Annotated in this window: 16 protein-coding genes; 10 read left to right on the forward strand and 6 right to left on the reverse strand. The window is 69.3% G+C overall.

Features of this window, described 5'->3' with window-relative positions; translation table 11 throughout:
* The 6 genes from AB4Z27_RS20040 to AB4Z27_RS20065 all read right to left on the reverse strand — a co-directional run bounded on the left by AB4Z27_RS20040 (nt 1) and on the right by AB4Z27_RS20065 (nt 6,813).
* Entirely contained in the window at nt 1–990 is a 990-nt protein-coding gene (locus tag AB4Z27_RS20040; RefSeq protein WP_441645072.1) for a FecCD family ABC transporter permease, read from the reverse strand.
* Nucleotides 990–1,832, reverse strand: coding sequence for a heme/hemin ABC transporter substrate-binding protein (locus AB4Z27_RS20045; RefSeq protein ID WP_092295260.1), 843 nt, complete (start codon nt 1,830–1,832; stop codon nt 990–992). The genes AB4Z27_RS20040 and AB4Z27_RS20045 overlap by 1 nt, the downstream gene beginning before the upstream one ends.
* Nucleotides 1,833–1,860: 28 nt before the next feature.
* Nucleotides 1,861–2,907 carry a hemin-degrading factor gene (locus AB4Z27_RS20050; RefSeq protein ID WP_441645073.1) on the reverse strand — a complete coding sequence of 349 codons (1,047 nt, stop codon included), beginning with the start codon at nt 2,905–2,907 and terminating at the stop codon, nt 1,861–1,863.
* Between the two features lie 21 nt (nt 2,908–2,928).
* Nucleotides 2,929–4,248, reverse strand: coding sequence for an HmuY family protein (locus AB4Z27_RS20055; RefSeq protein WP_092295254.1), 1,320 nt, complete (start codon nt 4,246–4,248; stop codon nt 2,929–2,931).
* Nucleotides 4,249–4,279: 31 nt separating this feature from the next.
* Nucleotides 4,280–6,256 (reverse strand): TonB-dependent receptor plug domain-containing protein, encoded by a 1,977-nt coding sequence (locus tag AB4Z27_RS20060; protein ID WP_441645074.1) that lies wholly within the window; start codon nt 6,254–6,256, stop codon nt 4,280–4,282.
* Nucleotides 6,257–6,459: 203 nt separating this feature from the next.
* A complete protein-coding gene (locus AB4Z27_RS20065) occupies nt 6,460–6,813 on the reverse strand; it encodes a hypothetical protein (RefSeq protein WP_441592491.1) in 354 nt (117 codons plus the stop codon).
* A 292-nt stretch (nt 6,814–7,105) separates the two neighbouring features.
* Here AB4Z27_RS20065 and AB4Z27_RS20070 point away from each other — a divergent pair, with 292 nt between their 5' ends.
* The 10 genes from AB4Z27_RS20070 to AB4Z27_RS20115 all read left to right on the forward strand — a co-directional run bounded on the left by AB4Z27_RS20070 (nt 7,106) and on the right by AB4Z27_RS20115 (nt 17,450).
* Nucleotides 7,106–8,785 (forward strand): ShlB/FhaC/HecB family hemolysin secretion/activation protein, encoded by a 1,680-nt coding sequence (locus AB4Z27_RS20070; RefSeq protein WP_441645075.1) that lies wholly within the window; start codon nt 7,106–7,108, stop codon nt 8,783–8,785.
* A gap of 39 nt (nt 8,786–8,824) precedes the next feature.
* Nucleotides 8,825–10,606 (forward strand): DUF2341 domain-containing protein, encoded by a 1,782-nt coding sequence (locus AB4Z27_RS20075; RefSeq protein ID WP_441645076.1) that lies wholly within the window; start codon nt 8,825–8,827, stop codon nt 10,604–10,606.
* 15 nt (nt 10,607–10,621) lie between these two features.
* A complete protein-coding gene (locus AB4Z27_RS20080) occupies nt 10,622–11,032 on the forward strand; it encodes an ExbD/TolR family protein (protein WP_092295239.1) in 411 nt (136 codons plus the stop codon).
* Between the two features lie 10 nt (nt 11,033–11,042).
* Nucleotides 11,043–11,753: an energy transducer TonB family protein gene (locus AB4Z27_RS20085; RefSeq protein WP_177219931.1), complete on the forward strand. Its 711-nt coding sequence runs from the start codon at nt 11,043–11,045 to the stop codon at nt 11,751–11,753.
* Nucleotides 11,754–11,800: 47 nt separating this feature from the next.
* Nucleotides 11,801–13,627: a putative porin gene (locus AB4Z27_RS20090; protein WP_441645077.1), complete on the forward strand. Its 1,827-nt coding sequence runs from the start codon at nt 11,801–11,803 to the stop codon at nt 13,625–13,627.
* A gap of 10 nt (nt 13,628–13,637) precedes the next feature.
* On the forward strand, nt 13,638–14,369 hold the full coding sequence (locus AB4Z27_RS20095; protein WP_441645078.1) for a hypothetical protein: 732 nt from the start codon (nt 13,638–13,640) through the stop codon (nt 14,367–14,369).
* Between the two features lie 37 nt (nt 14,370–14,406).
* A complete protein-coding gene (locus AB4Z27_RS20100) occupies nt 14,407–14,958 on the forward strand; it encodes a YbjN domain-containing protein (RefSeq protein ID WP_441645079.1) in 552 nt (183 codons plus the stop codon).
* Between the two features lie 155 nt (nt 14,959–15,113).
* Nucleotides 15,114–15,827, forward strand: coding sequence for an STN domain-containing protein (locus tag AB4Z27_RS20105; RefSeq protein WP_092295227.1), 714 nt, complete (start codon nt 15,114–15,116; stop codon nt 15,825–15,827).
* A gap of 3 nt (nt 15,828–15,830) precedes the next feature.
* Nucleotides 15,831–16,346, forward strand: a complete 516-nt coding sequence (locus AB4Z27_RS20110; RefSeq protein ID WP_092295224.1) for an RNA polymerase sigma factor — start codon at nt 15,831–15,833, stop codon at nt 16,344–16,346.
* A 99-nt stretch (nt 16,347–16,445) separates the two neighbouring features.
* A complete protein-coding gene (locus tag AB4Z27_RS20115; RefSeq protein ID WP_177219930.1) occupies nt 16,446–17,450 on the forward strand; it encodes a FecR family protein in 1,005 nt (334 codons plus the stop codon).
* Nucleotides 17,451–17,532: the final 82 nt, after the last annotated feature.

Here is a 17,532-nt window from a genome sequence, read left to right on the forward strand (position 1 = left end):
TCAGGCGCTCCGGCGCGTCAGCATCCACAACAGGAAAGGGCCGCCCACGAGGCTCGTGACGATGCCGATCGGCAGCTCGGCGGGAATCACCACCGTGCGCGCCAGCCAGTCGGCCAGCGTCAAGGCAATCGCGCCACCAGCCAGCGTATTCGGCAGCAGCCAGCGGTGATCGGCCMCCAGCGGCAGGCGGATCAGATGCGGTACCACCAGCCCGACAAAGGTGATGGTGCCGGTCACGGCGACGATCGGTCCCACCAGCAGCGCCGTCAGCACGATCAGGCGCCGGCGCAGGCGCGCGAGGTCGAAGCCGAGGTGCTGCGCTTCCCGCTCGCCCAGCAGCAGCGCGTTCATGGCGCGCCAGTCGCGCAGCATCAGCGCGCAGATCACCACCACGAGCGGTACCAGCCAGGCCAGCATGCTCCAGGTGGCCCCGGCCAGACTGCCCATGTTCCAGAAAGTGAGGTTGCGCAGCTGCACATCGCTGGCCTGATAGGTAAAGAAGCCGACGATGCTGGCGCAGATGGCGTTGATGGCCACGCCGGCCAGCAACAGGTTGGCCACGCCGGGCCGCTGCGAGCCGAGGCGATAGGCCAGTGCGGTGGCGATCAGGCTGCCGCCGAACGCTGCCGGCGCGATGCCGAACAGCCCCTCGGCGCCCAGCACGATGGCCGCTACCGCACCGGCGGCACCGCCCAGCGAGATGCCGATCAGGCCCGGCTCCGCCAGCGGGTTGCGGAACAGCGCCTGCATCACCGCGCCCGAGAGCGCCAGTGCGGCGCCCACGGTCACGGCCAGCACAATGCGCGGGAGGCGCACTTCGATCAGGACATTGCGCCAGATCACATCGTCACCGTCGGTGGCGCCGGACCACAGCAGCGGCAGCAGCTTGGCGTGCGGGATCGACAGCGCGCCGCTGGCGGATGCCCAAAGCGCGGAGACCACCAGCACGGCGCACAGGGCCGTGAATACGGCAAGCGGCGGACGCGGCATCAGCGTGCGGCGGCCACCGGGCGGGCCGCAAAGCCGGCCTGCAGCTGGCGCAGCGCGTCCGGCAGGCGCGGGCCGAAGCCGAGCAGCAGCAGGTCATCCATGACAACCACGCGTTTCTGTCGCGCGGCCGGCGTGGCGTTCAGGCCGGGCTGCGCCAGGAACTTGTCCACGCTGCCGCTGGCACTGACGGACATCGTCGTGGTGACGATGACATCGGGTTTGAGCGCGGCGGCGGCCTCGGCCGAGAACGGCTTGTAGCCGGTCTGGCCGGCCAGCACGTTGGTCGCGCCGGCCAGCGCCAGCATCGCGTCGGCGGCGGTGTCCTCGCCGGCGGCCTGCATCTTGCCGGTATGGCTGCTCACCAGCAGCACGCGCGGACGCTGCGCCGGCGGCTTGATCTCGCGCAGTTCGGCATGGAGGCGTTCCACCATGGCGGTGCCCCGGGCCTGCATATCCAGCGCGGCGGCCACGCCGAGGATGCGCTGGTCCAGCGCCGCCAGCGTGGGCGCGGAGGGCAGCACCACCACCTTGCTGCCCAGGCGCTGCAGTTGCTCGAAGGCCTGCGGCGGGCCGCTCTGGTCGGACGCCAGCACGAGGTTCGGCTTCAGGCTGGCAACGCCCTCCACAGAGAACGTGCGGTAGTAGCCCACCTTGGGCAGCTTGAGCGCCTCGGGCGGGTAGATGCTCGACGAATCGGCGCCGACCAGCGTGCCGCCGGCGTCGAGCGCATAGACAATCTCGGTGATGGCGCCGCCCAGCCCGACCACGCGGGCCGGCGGCGCCGCGTGGGTCATGCCGGCTGCGCACAGCAGCGAAAGCAGCGCCAGGCGCAGCAAAGTCATGATGAAAACTCCTTCCTGAAAAGACGGCTTACGCCGCCAGCGCCGTCGGGCACAAGGACTCCAGCAGGGCGCGCCACGCCGGCAACTCCGGCTTGCCGGGCTTGCGCTCGCCGAAGAACTGGACGATCAGCTCGCCCTCCGCGCTGTACAGCTCGAGCGACGTGACCCAGCCATCGACCGTGGGCTTGTTGACCACCCAGCTCGACGTCACCGCCGTGGTGTTCAGGTGCAGGTTGAAGGCCGGATCCAGCACGTTGAACCACGGGCCGGTCCGGACCAGCYTCTGCACCGGGCCGGTGTGGATCTGCACGATGCCGCGATTGGCGACAAAGCACATGATCGACAGCCCCATCTCCGCCGCCTGCTGCAGCATCGTTTCCACCGCGCCGTCGGCCACCTGCTGCGCGAGGTCCTGGCCGGCCGTGCGCAGCGCGCCGATGCGCGACACCTTGTGCTGGCGCAGCATGCTGAAGAAGTCGTGCGTGTCCTTCAGGCCGCGCCAGTCGGCACGCAGCGCTTCGGGGTCGGCGGGCTGGGCGGCCTCGGTGGACGCCGCGAACGGCRCCACCACCACCGGCGTCACCGGCGTCCCCGCCGGCAGGGCGTGCCKGTCGATGTACGCCTGCCAGGCTGCCGCGTCGGTGTGGTCGGTGCGGTAGATCTTGTGCACCGCCTCGCCGGCTTTGTCGAAGAACTGGATGCTGTCCCGGCCGTTCTCGGTCACCGCGTAGAAGTACTGCCACGCGCTGAAGAACATGCGCAGGTCGATGTCCGGCCCGAGCACGATGCCGACCGGGCCATCATCGGCCTGGATGTTGTCGTAGTGGCCGTGCCGCTCGTGCACGGCGGCGTCGTTGCGGGACAGCGCCATGACCGACCCGAGCGAGCCGAGGTCGCGGAACAGCGCCTGCGCGGTGYCGCCCAGCTGGCGCGAGGWCACGCCGCAGCCGGCGGCCACCAGTTCGGCTTCGGTGGCGCCGAGGCGGCTGGCGCGCTCGCGGATGCGCAGGTCGGGTGTGGCGGCCACCAGCGCGGCGTGGCGCTGGCGCAGGGCTTCAAAACTATCTTGTGCCATAGGGTTCTTGGGTGTCGGGTATCAGGGCTGCACGTCGAAGTTGATGGTCCACGTCTGTGCGCTGCTGTTGACGTTCGGATCCGCGTACTGGATCTTGGTCAGGTGGAAGCGGGCGTAGGTGGAACCTTCGCCACCGCGCAGCATCACGGCGCCTTGCGGATTGGCGGCGATCAGGTGGGCCACGGCGGGCAGGCCGTTCGCGGCCGATGCGGCGGCGGTCGGGAAGTAGGAGAGCCAGCCGTAGTTCAGCGCGTTCGGGTAGGCGCCGGTGTACTTCGGGTTCAGCGCGGACGCGTTGGCGTCCTTGATCCACTGGTTGGCGGCCGTGGGCAGCGTCAGGTCCGGCGCGGTGAGGTCGGCCAGCGTGGCAGTGAGGTTCGAGGCATCGGCGAACTTCGACGCCACCGGCGCACCAGTGCCGTCATAGAAGCCCGCCGGCGTCTTGCCCAGGAAGCCCGCCACGGTGCCGCTGCCGGACTGGCCGCCGTTCAGCTTCACGTTGTAGCGGTTGAACGCGATATGCCACGTGCCGCTGGCCGTGCTGACGGCACCCGCCACCAGGTCGTAGTAGACCCAGTCCGCCGAGGCATTGACCTGGGCCGTGCGCACCACGCCCGGCGCAGTGCGGTCGATCCAGCGGAACGACGGATAGCCGGACGTGGTACCGCCCGAGCCGCCGTAGTAGCCAGTGACCTGCAGCGCGAAGACCGGCGCCCCCACGGTGCCCGTGGTGTCCGCGCTGGCGCTGTTGCTGGTGACGATGAAGGTGCGATAGGTGGGGTAGAGCAGGTGGTCGGTGGCGCTGGCCACGCCGTACTCGAAGGCTGCCGAGCTGATCGAGTTGCTGTTCGCGAACACGCCGGCAGCGGAGTCCTTCAGGAACACGGCGGCAGGCAGCGTGCCATTGACCGGATCGATGGTGGCGTTCTTCCAGGTGGACAGGTCAGCCCAGGTGTTCGCGAGGGGGCTGCCGAACACGCCGCCGCCGCCGGTACCGCTCGTGCCGCTATTGCTCCAGAGCGTGCCGGTGAGCCCGCTGCTGGTGACCTTCAGGTCCCAGCCGGTGCCCGTGCAGCCGGCCACTTCGGCCTTGGTGTTGAAGTCGTAGCACAGCGACGTGCCGGCGGCCGGCAGCGTGAACGTCCATTCGGCCGTCTGCGTGAAGCTCGACGTGGGCGTGACGGTCGGCGGCGCGACCACGCCGCCACCGCCGCTGGTGGGCGGCGTGGTGGCGGTACCGCCGTCGTCGCCGCCGCCGCCGCAGGCGGCAAGGGTCGCGGCGAGCGCGATGATACTGAGCGCGCCCAGCGCGCGGCGAGTGGTGGGTTGGGTATTGTTCATGGTAGTTCGCTCCCCTGGTTGCTTGTTGGAATCAGCGGACGACGTCGACATTGAATCGCGCGCCCAGATAGACAAAGCGCCCCGCCACGGGCCCGAAATCACTGGCATTCGAAAAATCGCGCTGGCGGCCGAACAGGTTGTTCACGCCCGCGAAGACGGCGGCATTGCGGCCGATGCGCTGGTTGACGACCAGATCGAGCGTGCCCCAGCCCGGCGAGCGCGCGCCGGTGGTGGAATCCGCCACTTCGCTGCTCTGGAAGCGCGCCCGWGCGGTGATCTCGGTGGATGGCAGCACGCGCCAGTCCGCGCCGAGCCGGCCCATATGGCGCGGACGGCGGGTCAGCTGCGCGCCGGTGTCGAGGTCGTCTGCGTCGGTGTAGGTGTAGGCGGCGGTCAGGCCCAGCGCCCCGGTGGCGCGCCAGCGCAGCGAGGTTTCCGCGCCCTGGGTGCGTGCCCGTGCCACGTTGCGGTAGGTGTAGGTGGCAATGCCGTTGACCAGCGTGAAGTTGGCCATGTCGGTCTGGATCAGGTCCGAGACGCGGTTGTAGAACAGGTTGGCATCCACCGTCACGCGGTCGCGCCAGCTCAACTGGCCGCCGAGCTGGAAGCTGTGCGACGACTCGGGCTTGAGGTCCGGGTTGCCCAGCACCATGTAGCCCAGCGAGCTGTGGTCGAACAGGTAGTGCCGCTCCTTGAGGTTCGGCACGCGATAGCCCTGGCCGTAGTTGGCGCGCAGCACGCCCTTCCAGTCCTCGGTGGCGAGCAGGTTGCCGCGCACGCCGATCTTGGGCGCGAAGTGGCTGCCGAAGTCCGAATCCTGCTGGCCGCGCAGGCCGACGATCATCTCCCAGGTCTCGCTGAACAGGATGTCGTTCTGGAAGTAGAGCTCGCCGGCGCGGCGCTCGGCATTCCCGGCCAGCTCGGAGGCGCCGTTGACGGTCTGGTCCAGCCGCTCKCGGTGGAAATCGGCGCCGAACTGCCAGAGTTGCGAGTACCAAGCCGGCAGGTCGAACTGGGTCGACACATGGTCGGTGCGCTGCGAACTGTTGCGCGTGGCGGTCTGGAAGCTGTTGGAGAACTCGCGCGTGGTGGTGTCGTAGGTCTCGGCCACGCCCGCCAGCCGGGCCCGCACGCCGTTGTCGAAGCGCCATTGCCCGCCGTAGGTATAGCGGTTGCGGTCGATATCCTCGGTCTTGCGCTGCGGCACGTAGTTGGGCGGGGCGTAGTACTGGTAGCGCTGCTCGTCGGTCTCCCGATAGGCGCTGGCGTCGAACCAGAAGCTGCCGGCCTGCGTGGGCAGCCACTCCAGCCGGCCCGCGTACTGCTGGCGGCGCACGGCGTCGCCGTGGCGGGTCCAGCCATCGGGGTCCACCGCGAAGCCCTTGTTGTCCAGGCCATCGGCGGAAAGCCGGCCRCGGAACTGCTCGGTGCCGCCTTCCACGCGCACGTTGCCGTGCAGCAGGCCGGGCGAGCCATCGGCGTTCTGGCCGCCGTAGCTGCCGCCATCGGCCGTCATCGCGCCCGAAAAGCCCTTGCGGATGGGGCGCGTGATGACGTTGATCACGCCGCCCATGGCCGAACTGCCGTATTGCGCCGAACTGGCCCCCTTCACCACCTCCACCCGGTCCACGTCGGTCAGCAAGTACTGGGAGACATCCACCGTGGAGCCGGTGCTGGCCGTAATCGGCAGGCCGTCGATCAGCACCAGCACCTGGTCGCTGGTCATGCCCTGCAGCGTCACYTCGTAGCCCGACTTGCCGTGGATTTCCCGCAGTTGCAGGCCGGGCACGTTCTCCAGCGCGTCTTTCAGCGTGCGGGCGTGGGTGCGCTCGATTTCCTGGCGATCCACCACCTCGGTACGGATGGGCGTCTCATCGATCGACTTCTCCGAGCGGGTGCCGGTGACCACCACGGCCGGCAATTCCTGGCCGTCGGCAGCGAGGGCATGGGCCGCCGGCCACGTCGAAAGCAGGGAGCCGGTAACGAGCGCGATACGTGTGAGACGCATGAATTGAGAGGTCAATACGAAAGGAAGTACGAATGATAATGATTCGTATTGATTTGTACAACATGATACGTTTGGAAACATTTAGATACATTTGGGCAGGTCGAAGGCGCCGATTGCGGGCAGCGAGAGGAGAGGGGACGCGGGTAGAAGGCGGTGACATGGGCCGGCGCAGGGGGTGCGCCGCCCGAGAAAAACGGCAGCCGTCAGGGCTGCCCGCGCGGCACCACCGGCGCAGCCGGCGGCGGGGTGGCCGGCCGCTGGGGATAGACCGACGTACCGAAGGTGTTCCCCATGCGATGGCTGGTGGCGGCGTTGTTATAGAGCCCCAGCTGGTTCGATGGCCGTTGCACGATCGACTCGGACGACATCGTCGACTCTCCCTTGCCGGCCGGGCCGCCGCCCGTGGGTTTCAGCTTTTCGGTCAGGCAGTCGTACGAAGGCGCGCGTTCGCCGTTCACCTCCACTTCCACGCACGGCGCCGCCCAGGCCGACGCCATGGGCGCCGCGCTACCCGCCGCGATGGCGGCTATCGCCACCAGCCAGTTCTGCATGCCCATGTCGATGCCTCCGTTCGTGTCGTTCGTGTCGTTCCTGTCGTTCGTGTGGGCGCTCTGCCTCGCCCGAGTATAGCCAGCCGTGCCGCGCGGCCGCGCACCATTTTTTCTCAATGAAGCTTTTGTGACAAACGACAGTCGGCGCCCGTGCCGGCCGTCTAGGCAACCGAGCGCAACGCTGACATGAAGGCTTTCCATCATGTCTCCCGCTGCCGAATGCATCCGCATCACGGGCCTTGGTCGAGGCCGCGGGCGCGCCACGGCACCGAATCGAACAAGAGCAATTGAGTCAACAATGCATGACGTGAAGAAGAACGGCCCGCCTTCGAGCTGGAGTGCGGTGTGGCTGGCGGTCATTGGACTGGGAACCTCGGGTTTGGCAGGGGCGCAGCAGGCGGCAACGGCAGAGGCGCCGGCCGCCAGCGCCACGGCCGCTACCGCAGCTGAGGCCACTGCGCCCGCGCCGGGCAAGGCCGAGACGGCGCGGCGTGTCAACGTCAACGAGTACATCGTGCGCGGCAATACCGTGCTCGACGTCCGCTCGATCGAGCGGGCGGTCCGCCCGTTCCTGGGCCCGGACCGCACCATGCAGGACATCGAGGGCGCGCGGGACGCGCTCACGGCGGCCTACCAGGCCAAGGGATACCAGTCGGTCTATGTCGAACTGCCCGAGCAGCAGGTCAGCGGCGGCATCGTGTTCCTGCAGGTCAGCGAGACGCGCGTGGGCCGCGTGCGCGTGGTGGGCACCGAGTACAACTCGCCGCGCGAGGTGCGCGAGCAGGTACCGGCGCTGAAGGAAGGCGCCGTGCCCGACTTCACGCAGGTGCAGGCGGAGCTGACCGCCGTGAATCGCGGCGCCAAGCGCCAGGTGGCGCCGCTGGTCCGGCAGGGCAGCCTGCCCGGCACGATGGATGTCGACCTGAAGGTGGACGACAGCAGCCCGTGGCGCGCCAGCGTCGGCCTGAACAACGAMTACAGCCCCGATACCGAGGCCCTGCGCGCCACCGCCTCGCTGGGGCACGACAACCTCTGGCAGCTCGGCCACAGCGCCTCGCTGAGYTTCTTCGGCGCRCCGCAGGACATGAACCAGACCAAGGTGTTCTCGGGCTCCTACGTGGCGCCGTTCCGGGGCACGAACTGGAGCGTGGAAGCCTCGGGCTACAAGTCGGACAGCAATGTCGCCACCGTGGGCGGCACCAGCGTGCTCGGCAAGGGCCATTCGGTCGGGATCAAGGGCACCTACACCGTGCCGGACACCGGCGCGTGGTGGCATGCCCTGAGCCTGGGCGTGGACTTCAAGGACAACCAGGAAACCACCCGGTTCGGCGCCTCCAGCGACAACGTGCCGCTCAAGTACGCGCCCATCACGCTGTCCTATGCGGGCTTCACCCAGAGCGAGCGCGGCCAGTACGGCCTGAATATCGCGCTGGTATCCGGCACGCGCAGCTTCCTCGGCTACGGCAGCAACTGGGAACAGTTCGACTACAAGCGCTACAAGGCGTCGCCGAGCTTCACYGTGCTCAAGGCCGAYACCACCGGCAGCTACAGCTTCCCCGGCAACACCCAGCTCGCATGGCGGCTGGCCGGGCAGATCACCGATTCCCCGCTGGTGTCGAGCGARCAGATCGCGGCCGGCGGCATGAACTCGGTGCGCGGCTACCTCTCGGCTGAAGCCACCGGCGACTACGGCGTGGTCGGCTCGGTCGAACTGCGCGCGCCGCCGCTGCCGTTCTTCCCCACCGTGGTCGAGGACTGGCGCGTGTACGCCTTCGTCGATGGCGGCCAGCTGCGGCTGCGCGAACCGCTGCCCGAGCAGGAAAGCACGTTCTCGCTGGCCTCGGTGGGCCTGGGCACCAGCTTCCGCCTCGGCCAGCAGGTCACGGGCCGCCTGGACCTGGGCTTCCCGCTCAAGGCCGGCCCCCGCACGGAACGCTTCGACCCACGCCTGAATTTCAGCGTCACCGCGAGCTACTGAGCGCGGGCGCCMCTCATATATCTACGGAGAACCCTTGTCATGCGACGCATCGTTTTGCTTCTGCTCGCGCTAGCGAGCACCCTGCTGCCGGGCCTGGCGCACGCCTGGTGGCAGCCCGACTGGGCCTATCGCAAGCCGGTCACGATCGATGCCGGCCCGCAGGGCGGCGCCATCGGCGGCGATGCCGGCCGCACGCCGGTGCTGCTGCGCCTGCATACCGGCAATTTCACCTTCGAGGGCGTCAGCGAGAGCGGCGCCGACCTGCGCTTTGTCGCCGGTGACGACAAGACCGTGCTGAACCACCAGATCGAACAGTTCGACCCGCTGCTGGGCATCGCACTGGTCTGGGTGGATGTACCGGCCGTCTCGGCGGGCAGCCCGCAGCAGATCTGGATGTACTACGGCAACCCCAAGGCACCCGCCTCAGGCAACGGCCAGCGCAGCTTCGACCCCGACTACACGCTGGTCTATCACTTCGCCGAAGCCAACGTGCCGGCGCGCGATTCCACCGCCTACGGCAACAACAGCCAGACCGCYGTGGTGAGCAAGGACGGCACCATCATCGGTCGCGGCGCCCAGCTTGGCACGGCACCGCTGATGCTGCCCGCCTCGCCGTCGCTGGCGCTCCAGGCCGGCGCTCCCTTCACGTTCTCGGCGTGGGTGCGCCCGGACCAGCTTGGCGCGCAGCAGGTGATCTATGCCCGCCGCGATGGCGCCAGCGAACTGGTGATCGGCATCGACCAGGGCGTGCCGTTCGTGCAGGTCAACGGCCAGCGCAGCCGCCCGGGCCAGCCGGTGCAGGCCGGGCAGTGGTCGCACCTGGCGGTCAATGCGGATGGCAAGGCCGTCACGCTCTTCGTGGGTGGCCGCTCTGCCGCAACGCTGCCGCTGGCGCTGCCGGCGCTGAACACGCCYGCCGCCATCGGCGCGCCGGTGGCCGGGGGTACCGCCGAAACCAGCGGCACGCCGTTCGCCGGTGCCATCGACGAACTGCGCCTGTCGAAGATCGCGCGCCCGGCGCCGCTGCTGCTGGCGGACGCCGTGTCGCAAGGCGCCGAATCGCGCCTGACGGCSTTCGGCCCCGATGAACAGCAGGCCGGCAAGAGCCACTTCGGCTTCATCCTCGCGGCCATGCCGCTGGACGCCTGGATCGTGGTGGCGCTGCTGGGCCTGATGATGGCCACGTCGTGGGCCATCATGATCACCAAGGGCCGCAGCTATGGCGCCAACGCGCGCGCCAACGCCGCCTTCATGACGCATTTCCGCGATACGTCCGCGGCYTCGCTGGACCAYCTCGCCAAGACCGGCCGCGTGCCRGCGGAGGTGAAGGCGAACTCGTCGCTGTGGCGCCTGTACGAGGTGGCCACCGAGGAGCTGCACCGCCGCCACCAGATGGGCTACGACCTCAACGCGGTGTCCGACGCCACCATCAGCGCGATCCGCGCGGCGATGGACGGCGTGATGGTGCGCGAGAACGAGCGCATGGCACAACGCATGAACTGGCTCTCCACCACCATCGAAGGCGCCCCGTACGTGGGCCTGTTCGGCACCGTCATCGGCATCATGCTGGTGTTCGTGGTGGCGGCCATGGCCGGCGCCGTGGACATCAACTCGGTGGCACCGGGCATGGCCGCGGCGCTGCTGTGTACCGCCGCCGGCCTCGGCGTCGCCATTCCGGCGCTGTTCGGCTACAACTGGCTGGCCTCGCGCTCGGACGCCATCGGCGCCGACATGGCGGTGTTCGTGGATGAGTTCGCCACGCGCCTGGCCGAAGAGCAGGGCGAGGGCCGCCGCGTGCCCGCCGCGCTGCACAGCGCCTGACGGGGTACCGAAACCATGGCACACGCAGCCAAGTTCGGCACGAAGAAGCGCACCGGCGGCATCAACATCACGCCATTCGTGGACGTGCTGCTGGTGGTGCTGGTGATCTTCATCCTCACCAGCAACGCCAGCATCCCCGGCATCAAGGTGGATCTGCCGAAGGCCAGCGCCTCGGTGGCGCTGGAGAAGCCCAAGACCAAGGCGATCACYATCGACAACGCCGGCCAGGTGTTCCTGGACGCCTACCCGGTGTCRCTGCCGGAGCTGGAGGAGCGCCTGCGCACCGAGAAGGCGCTGACGCCGGATTTCCCGGTGATCGTGCGCGGCGATGCCGCCGTGCAATACGCGAAGGTGGTGGAGGTGCTCGACCTGCTGCGGCGGATCGAGCTGAACCAGATCGGCCTCGTCACCGGCAAGCCGGCGTAAGGGAGACAGCGTGAACCGTCGCGATCCCCCGCCTGATTTCCGCGCACGCGTTGCGGTGCTCTGGCGYCGCTGGGGCGGGCACCTGATTGGCGCGCTGGCGTTCGTGGTGCTCGCGGCCGTGGTCTGGTACCTGCTGTCCGGCACGGCCAGCACCAAGCGCGARGTWGCCGCCACGCCCACGCTGGTGCTGCCMCCRCCGCCGCCTCCGCCGCCCGAGCCCGAGAAACTGCCCGAGCCGGAGCCGGAGAAGGTCAAGCCGGAAATCAAGGAGCCCGAGCCCAAGCCGATGGAGCCGCTCGATCCGCCCAAGGACGACAGCCCGCCCAGCCCCTCGAAGGACCTGGGCGACCCGGTCACCATCGACGGCGCCGCCCAGGCCGGCACCGATGCGTTCGGCATCGGCGCGGGCAGCGGCGGCGGCATGACCGGCGGCGGGGGCGGGCTCGGCAGCCGYTCCTACGCGTCGTGGCTGTCCAGCGCGCTGCAGCAGGCGTTCGCGCGTGACGCGCGCACCCGCCAGCTGGCGTTCGACGATATCCGCATCGACGTCTGGCTCGATGCGGACGGCACCGTCACGCGCGTGCAGCTCTCGCAAGGCACCGGCAACGCGAAGACCGACGAAGCGGTCCTCGCCATGGTGCGCGAATTCCGTGCCGACGAACGCCCGCCGGCCACGCTGCGCTCGCCGTTGCGCATGTCGATCAAGGGGCGCCGGCCATGACGATGCCGCGCGCTCCCCATTCCCAACACATCATGCAGAACACACCGATGAATCCCTCCGCCATCCACCCGCGCGCCACGCCCATCACGCGCGMTCCACGCACCCGGCGCCGCGCGCAGGCGCTTGCCCTGGCCGTCGCGCTGCTGGCCGCGGGTGGCGGCGCCAACGCGCAGACCGCCGCCCAGGGCGACAGCACCATGGTCAAGCTGATCCGTGGCCTGATCGAGAGCGGCGCGCTGCGCAAGGACGCCGGCGAGGCCCTGCTGGCGCAGGCCCAGACCGAGGCGATGGCCGCGCAGCAGACCCAGCGCCAACTGGCGACCATGCAGGCGTCCAGCGGCACGGGTGCCGGGGCCGGTGTCGCCACGGGTGCCGCTGCCGGTGCCGTGACCGCCGCCGCGCTGCAACCGGGCGACGTACGCGTGCCGTACATCCCGGAAACCGTGCGGGACGAGATCCGCGACGAGGTGAAGGTGCAGGTAATGGCCCAGGCCAAGGCCGAAGGCTGGGCCGCGCCGAACGAAACGCCGGAGTGGACCCAGCGCATCCATGTCGAGGGCGATGTACGCCTGCGCAACGAATCGCGCTTCTACTCGGGCAACAACAGCAATATCGAGATCGACTGGGCCGCCATCAACTCGGGCGGCGGCTTCGACGTCAACCCGAACACCAACCTGGCGCTCCCGCCGCTGCTCAACACGCGCCAGAACCGCACGCTCCAGTGGAAGGCCCGCGCGCGGATTGGCGTGCTCGCCGATGTGTCCGAGAGCGTGAAGGCCGGCGTGCGCCTGGCCACCGGCAACGACAACAGCCCGGTCTCCACCAACCAGACGCTCGGCGGCGGGCTGGCCAAGAAGGACGTCTGGCTCGACCAGGGCTGGCTGTCGTACCAGCCGTTCGAATGGGTCAAGRTCACCGGCGGCCGCTTCGGCAACCCGTTCGTGTCGTCGGACACGCTGTTCTCGAATGACCTGAATTTCGACGGCATCGCCGCGCAGTTCGACAAGGCGCTGCCTAACCGCGACATCTCGCTGTTCGGCTCGCTGGGCCTGATCCCGCTCGAATACTCGTCGGACGGCTTCCCGGGCAACAGCCAGGACAAGATGAGCAGCGAGAACAAGTGGCTGCTGGGCGCGCAGATCGGCGCGAGCTGGAAGGTGAACGACGACAACCGCCTGCGCGGCGCGCTGGCCTACTACGACTTCCACAACGTCAGCGGCCGGGTGTCCGACCCCTGCGCGCTGTACGCGGGCGCCACCAGCTGCAGCACCGACTGGAGCCGTCCGGCCTTCATGCAGAAGGGCAACACGCTGATGCTGCTGCGCAATATCGCGCTCAACCCGCTCGACCCGGCTAACACGCCGCAGCCGCAGTACGTGGGCCTGGCCTCGCAATTCCAGCTGCTCGACGTCAACCTGCGCTGGGACACCAAGGTGGCCGGCAAGTACATGCTGCGGCTGGACGGCAACTACATCCGCAACCTCGCCTACGACCCGGACGAGATGTTCGCGCGCGCCAACGGCGGCATTGTGAACAACTTCGGCGCCAGCGGCGGCACCAGCCGCGCGGACTTCAAGAGTGGCGGCAACGCCTACATGTTCCAGGCCACCTTCGGCAAGCCCACGCCTTCGGCACGCGGCGACTGGAACGTGCTGGCCGGCTACAAGCGCATCGAGCCGGACGCCATGCCGGACGGCTACAACGATTCGACCTTCCACATGGGCGGCACCAATGCGCGCGGCTACTACCTCGGCGGCTCCTATGCGTTCGACAAGAACGCCTGGGTGACCGGCCGCTGGATCTCGACCAAGGAAGTGTTCGGGCCGCCGCTGTCGATCGACACGCTGCAGCTTGAAGTCAACGCCCGTTTCTAAGGAGGACACCGTGTCCCATCCGTTCCTCCCCGGCATTGCCCTGGCCGCCGCGCTGTTGGTGGCCGGCGGCGCCGCCCATGCCCAGCAGGCCCCGGCCGGCCAGAGCATGGAAGAGCGCCTGCGCAACCAGCTCCGCAACACCACCGCGCAGCTCCAGCAGGCGCAGAACGAACTGGCCGTGCTCAAGGCAGGCGGCGGCAGCCAGCCCGCCGCCAAGGCTGGCGCGGCACCGGCCGATGTCGATGCCCTGAAGAAGGAGCTGGAGGCTGCCCGCGCGCAGCTGGCCAGCGAGCGCCAGTCGCGCGACGCGCTGCGCCAGAGCCAGCAGCAGGGCCAGGCGCAGGTGGAAAAGGCTGGCGCGCAGATCGCCCAGTATCGCGGCGCGTACGACGAACTGCTCAGGATGGCACGCGGACTGGACGCCGAGCGCCAGCGCCTGGCCGCCGAGACCACCGCGCAGAAGACCGCGCTGACCCAGTGCGAAGCCAAGAACGCGCAGTTGTACGCGGTGGGCCAGGAGGTGCTGCAGGCCTACGAGACCGTCGATCTCGGCACGGTGCTGAGCGCACGCCAGCCCTTTGCCGCGCAGAGCCGCGTGCGCTACGAGCAGATCGCGCAGCAGTTTGGCGACAAGCTYTACGAAGGGCAGTTCTCCGCCGCTGCGGCGGCGCAGGCTGCCCCGCCGGCCCCGCCCGCCCAGTCGGCGAGCCAGCCGGACGCCGCGCCGCAAAAGACGCACTAACCCCTCTTCTACCGATTTCAGATTTCAGGACCAGTTCATGACCACCATCGCCACCCCGTTCGACGCCGTCGCACAAACCATCGAACAACCGACCCCGACCCTCCTGCAGACCGTCACGCCGGAGCAGGTCGCGGACGCCGTCAAGGCGGCCGGCTGCGCCGTCACCGTTATCGAGCAGGAGGGCGTGCCGCGCCTGCATAGCGCCAGCCATGGCGTCGGCTTCCAGGTGCTGTGGGGCAAYGCCGCCGCGCCCGGCGAGTATGTGGATTTCACGCTGAGCTGCCCGCTGCGCGTGCAGGGCGGCACGCTGCCGGAGGGCGTGGTGGCCGAGTGGCACCGCAGCCGGCGCTTCGCGCGTGTGGCGCAGCACGGCGAGTTTGTGGTGCTGGAGATGGATGTGATGGTCTCCGGCGGCGTCGCGCCCACCTATCTCGGCGTGGCGATGCAGCTCTGGGTGCAGATGATGGGGCAGTTCTTCCTGCATCTGCGCAACTTCCAGGCKGCCGGGACGGAAGCGGCGACGGAAGCGGCGACCGATGCAGCCGTCACCGATGACGTCACCGCCGCCACCGACGCCGTTGCCGGCTGAAGCTTGCCACGCCCCCCTCCCGGAGGGGGGAGGGCAGTACGCCGCCTTGCAGTCACGGTTACGTCACACAGGAGTCCTACGATGCGGACCGGCTCAAGGCGCCCGCAAGCGGCGCCGTCGGGCATTCCTCAACGGACGACTCATCTTGGATCGTGATGGCAAGGCTGGTCGCATCGCCCAGTGCGCGCGCGCTGGTGGGTTACCTGACGCTGCTCGTGCTCTGCATGGCCTGCCAGAAGCTCCGCGCCCAGCAGGCCACGCCGGACGGCATGGCCGAGATCGCCTTCGACCTGCCGGCCCAGCCGTTGAAACAGGCGTTGGCGCAGTACGACAGGCTGACCAGCCTGTCCGTCTTCTTCCCTTCSGAACTCGCGGAGGGCCGCACTTCGAATCCGGTGCATGGCAGCTATCGCCCCGAGGACGCGCTGCGCAGGCTGGTGGACGGCACCGGGCTGACCGTGCAGGCCGCKGCGTCCGACGCCTTCGTGCTGATCCCCACACCCCGCCCGCCGGATGCGCCCGCACCAGAGGCCACCGCCAGCCGGCAGCGCCAGGTCGACGGCGCGGTGCAGGCGCGCATCTACCGGGCGCTGTGCGCGCGGCCGTCGCTGGCGTTCGGGGAATACCGGCTGGCGCTGCGCGTGCATGTCGATGCCTCCGGCCATGTGCGGCAGGTGCGGCTGCTGGACACCACCGGCGACAAGGCACGCGATGCAGCCATCGTTGAGACCCTCGAACAGGTCGATGTGGGCCTGTCGCCCACCGATCCGTCGCGGCCCTTCGTGCTGCTGGCCCACCCCGTGCACTGCGACGCACGGGCGGCGCAGGCCGGCGCGTGCCGCCCGGCGTGCGAACGGCAGGCGGGCTGAGCCATGAGCGATTCCACCCGCGCCACCCTGCGCGACCTCCTCGCGCTGCGCTACGAAGACCTCAAGCGCCGCCTGACGTGGCGGCTCGGCTCGTCCGAGCTGGCCAGCGACGCGCTGCACGACACCTGGGTCCATCTGGAAGACCGCAGCGAGGAAAGCGGCCCGGTCAGCAGCCCGGCCGCCTACCTGATGCGGATGGCGACCAACCTCGCGCTGGACCGGCTCCAGCGCGACCGCCGCTATATGAGTGCGGACGAGGTGGACACGCTGATGCTCGAAATCGCCGATCCCGCCCCGGGGCCGGCGCAGACCGTGGCCGCCCGCGACGAGCTGGAGGCGCTGGCGCGGCTGATCGACAGCATGCCGCCCCGGCGGCGGGCGATCTTCCTCGCGGTGCGCGTGGAGGAGCGCTCCAACCAGGAGGTGGCGGTGCGCTTCGGCGTATCCACGCGACTGGTCGGTCTGGAACTGAAACGCGCCCATGAGTACTGCATGGCGCACATGCCGAAGCATGAGTGAAGAAATTGTGCCGATCCGCGTCCGCCCAACCGTCTTGTCTGTAAGCCTGCTGGCCGGGCGCTACCCGAGGATGGCTCGTCTGACGCCATGATCCCAACCATGAATGCTCCGTTCCCCCCGCCGCGCGAACTGGATCCCGTCGAGCGGCAGGCGCTCGCCTGGGTGCGCCGTGTCGCGGCGGGCGAGATCACGCATGCCGACGGCGCGGCGCTGCGGCAGTGGTGTCAGGCGAACCCTGCCCACGCCGCCGCTTTTGCCGCCGCGCGCGCCCGTTGGGCCCAGCTCGGCGAGGCCGCCGCGATGGTCAAGGCGCGCAACCCCGCCGCCATACACGCCACCCTGCCGGCGGCACGGCGTCCGTCCAGCTGGCAGCGGCGTGCGTTCCTCGGTGGCGCGCTGGGCGCCACCGCGGCGACGGCGGTAGCAGCCGTCGTCCACCCGCCGCTGGGCCTGTGGCCCGCCGCCAATGAATGGCGTGCCGACTACCGCACCGCCACCGGCGAACAGCGGCGGCTGGCGCTGGGCGGCGCCGTCGATGTCGAACTCAATACGCGCACCAGCATCGCGGTGTGGCCCGGCGCGGGCGGCACGCGCGGCATCGACCTGATCGCCGGGGAAGCCGCCATCGACCTGAGCCGTGCCGAAACGCCCTTCGTGGTGGCGGCCGGCGCCGGCCATACGCAGGCGCTTCAGCGCCAGGCGGCGCGCTTCGAGGTCCGGCACCTGGACGGCGCGGTGTGCGTGACCTGCATCGACGGCCAGGTACAGGTGGCCCATGCCAGCGGCACCGTGCAACTGTCGGGCGGCCAGCGCCTGCGCTACGACGACCACACGCTGGGCCGCGCCGAACAGCTCGATGCCGCGCGCATGCCGGGCTGGCGCCAGGGCTACCTGCGCTTCACCGATGCGCCGCTGGGCGAGGTGCTCGACGAGATCAATCGTTACCGTACCGGCAAGGTCGTGCTGCTGGACCGCCAACTCGCGGCGAAGCCGGTCACCGGCCGTTTTCAGATTCACGCGCTCGACAAGGCCATCGTCCAGATGCAGCGCTCGTTCGGGCTGCACGCGCGCACGCTGCCGGGCGGCATGGTGCTGCTGAGCTAGGTTTTTCGCAGGCACGGTGGTCCGGGTTTTCCCGGATCGCTGTCACGAAATCTTCAAGGAAAAGCTTGCCGATTCCCTTCGG

Origin of the sequence: Cupriavidus sp. KB_39 (genome assembly GCF_052114485.1) — a bacterium.
Lineage (GTDB): Bacteria > Pseudomonadota > Gammaproteobacteria > Burkholderiales > Burkholderiaceae > Cupriavidus.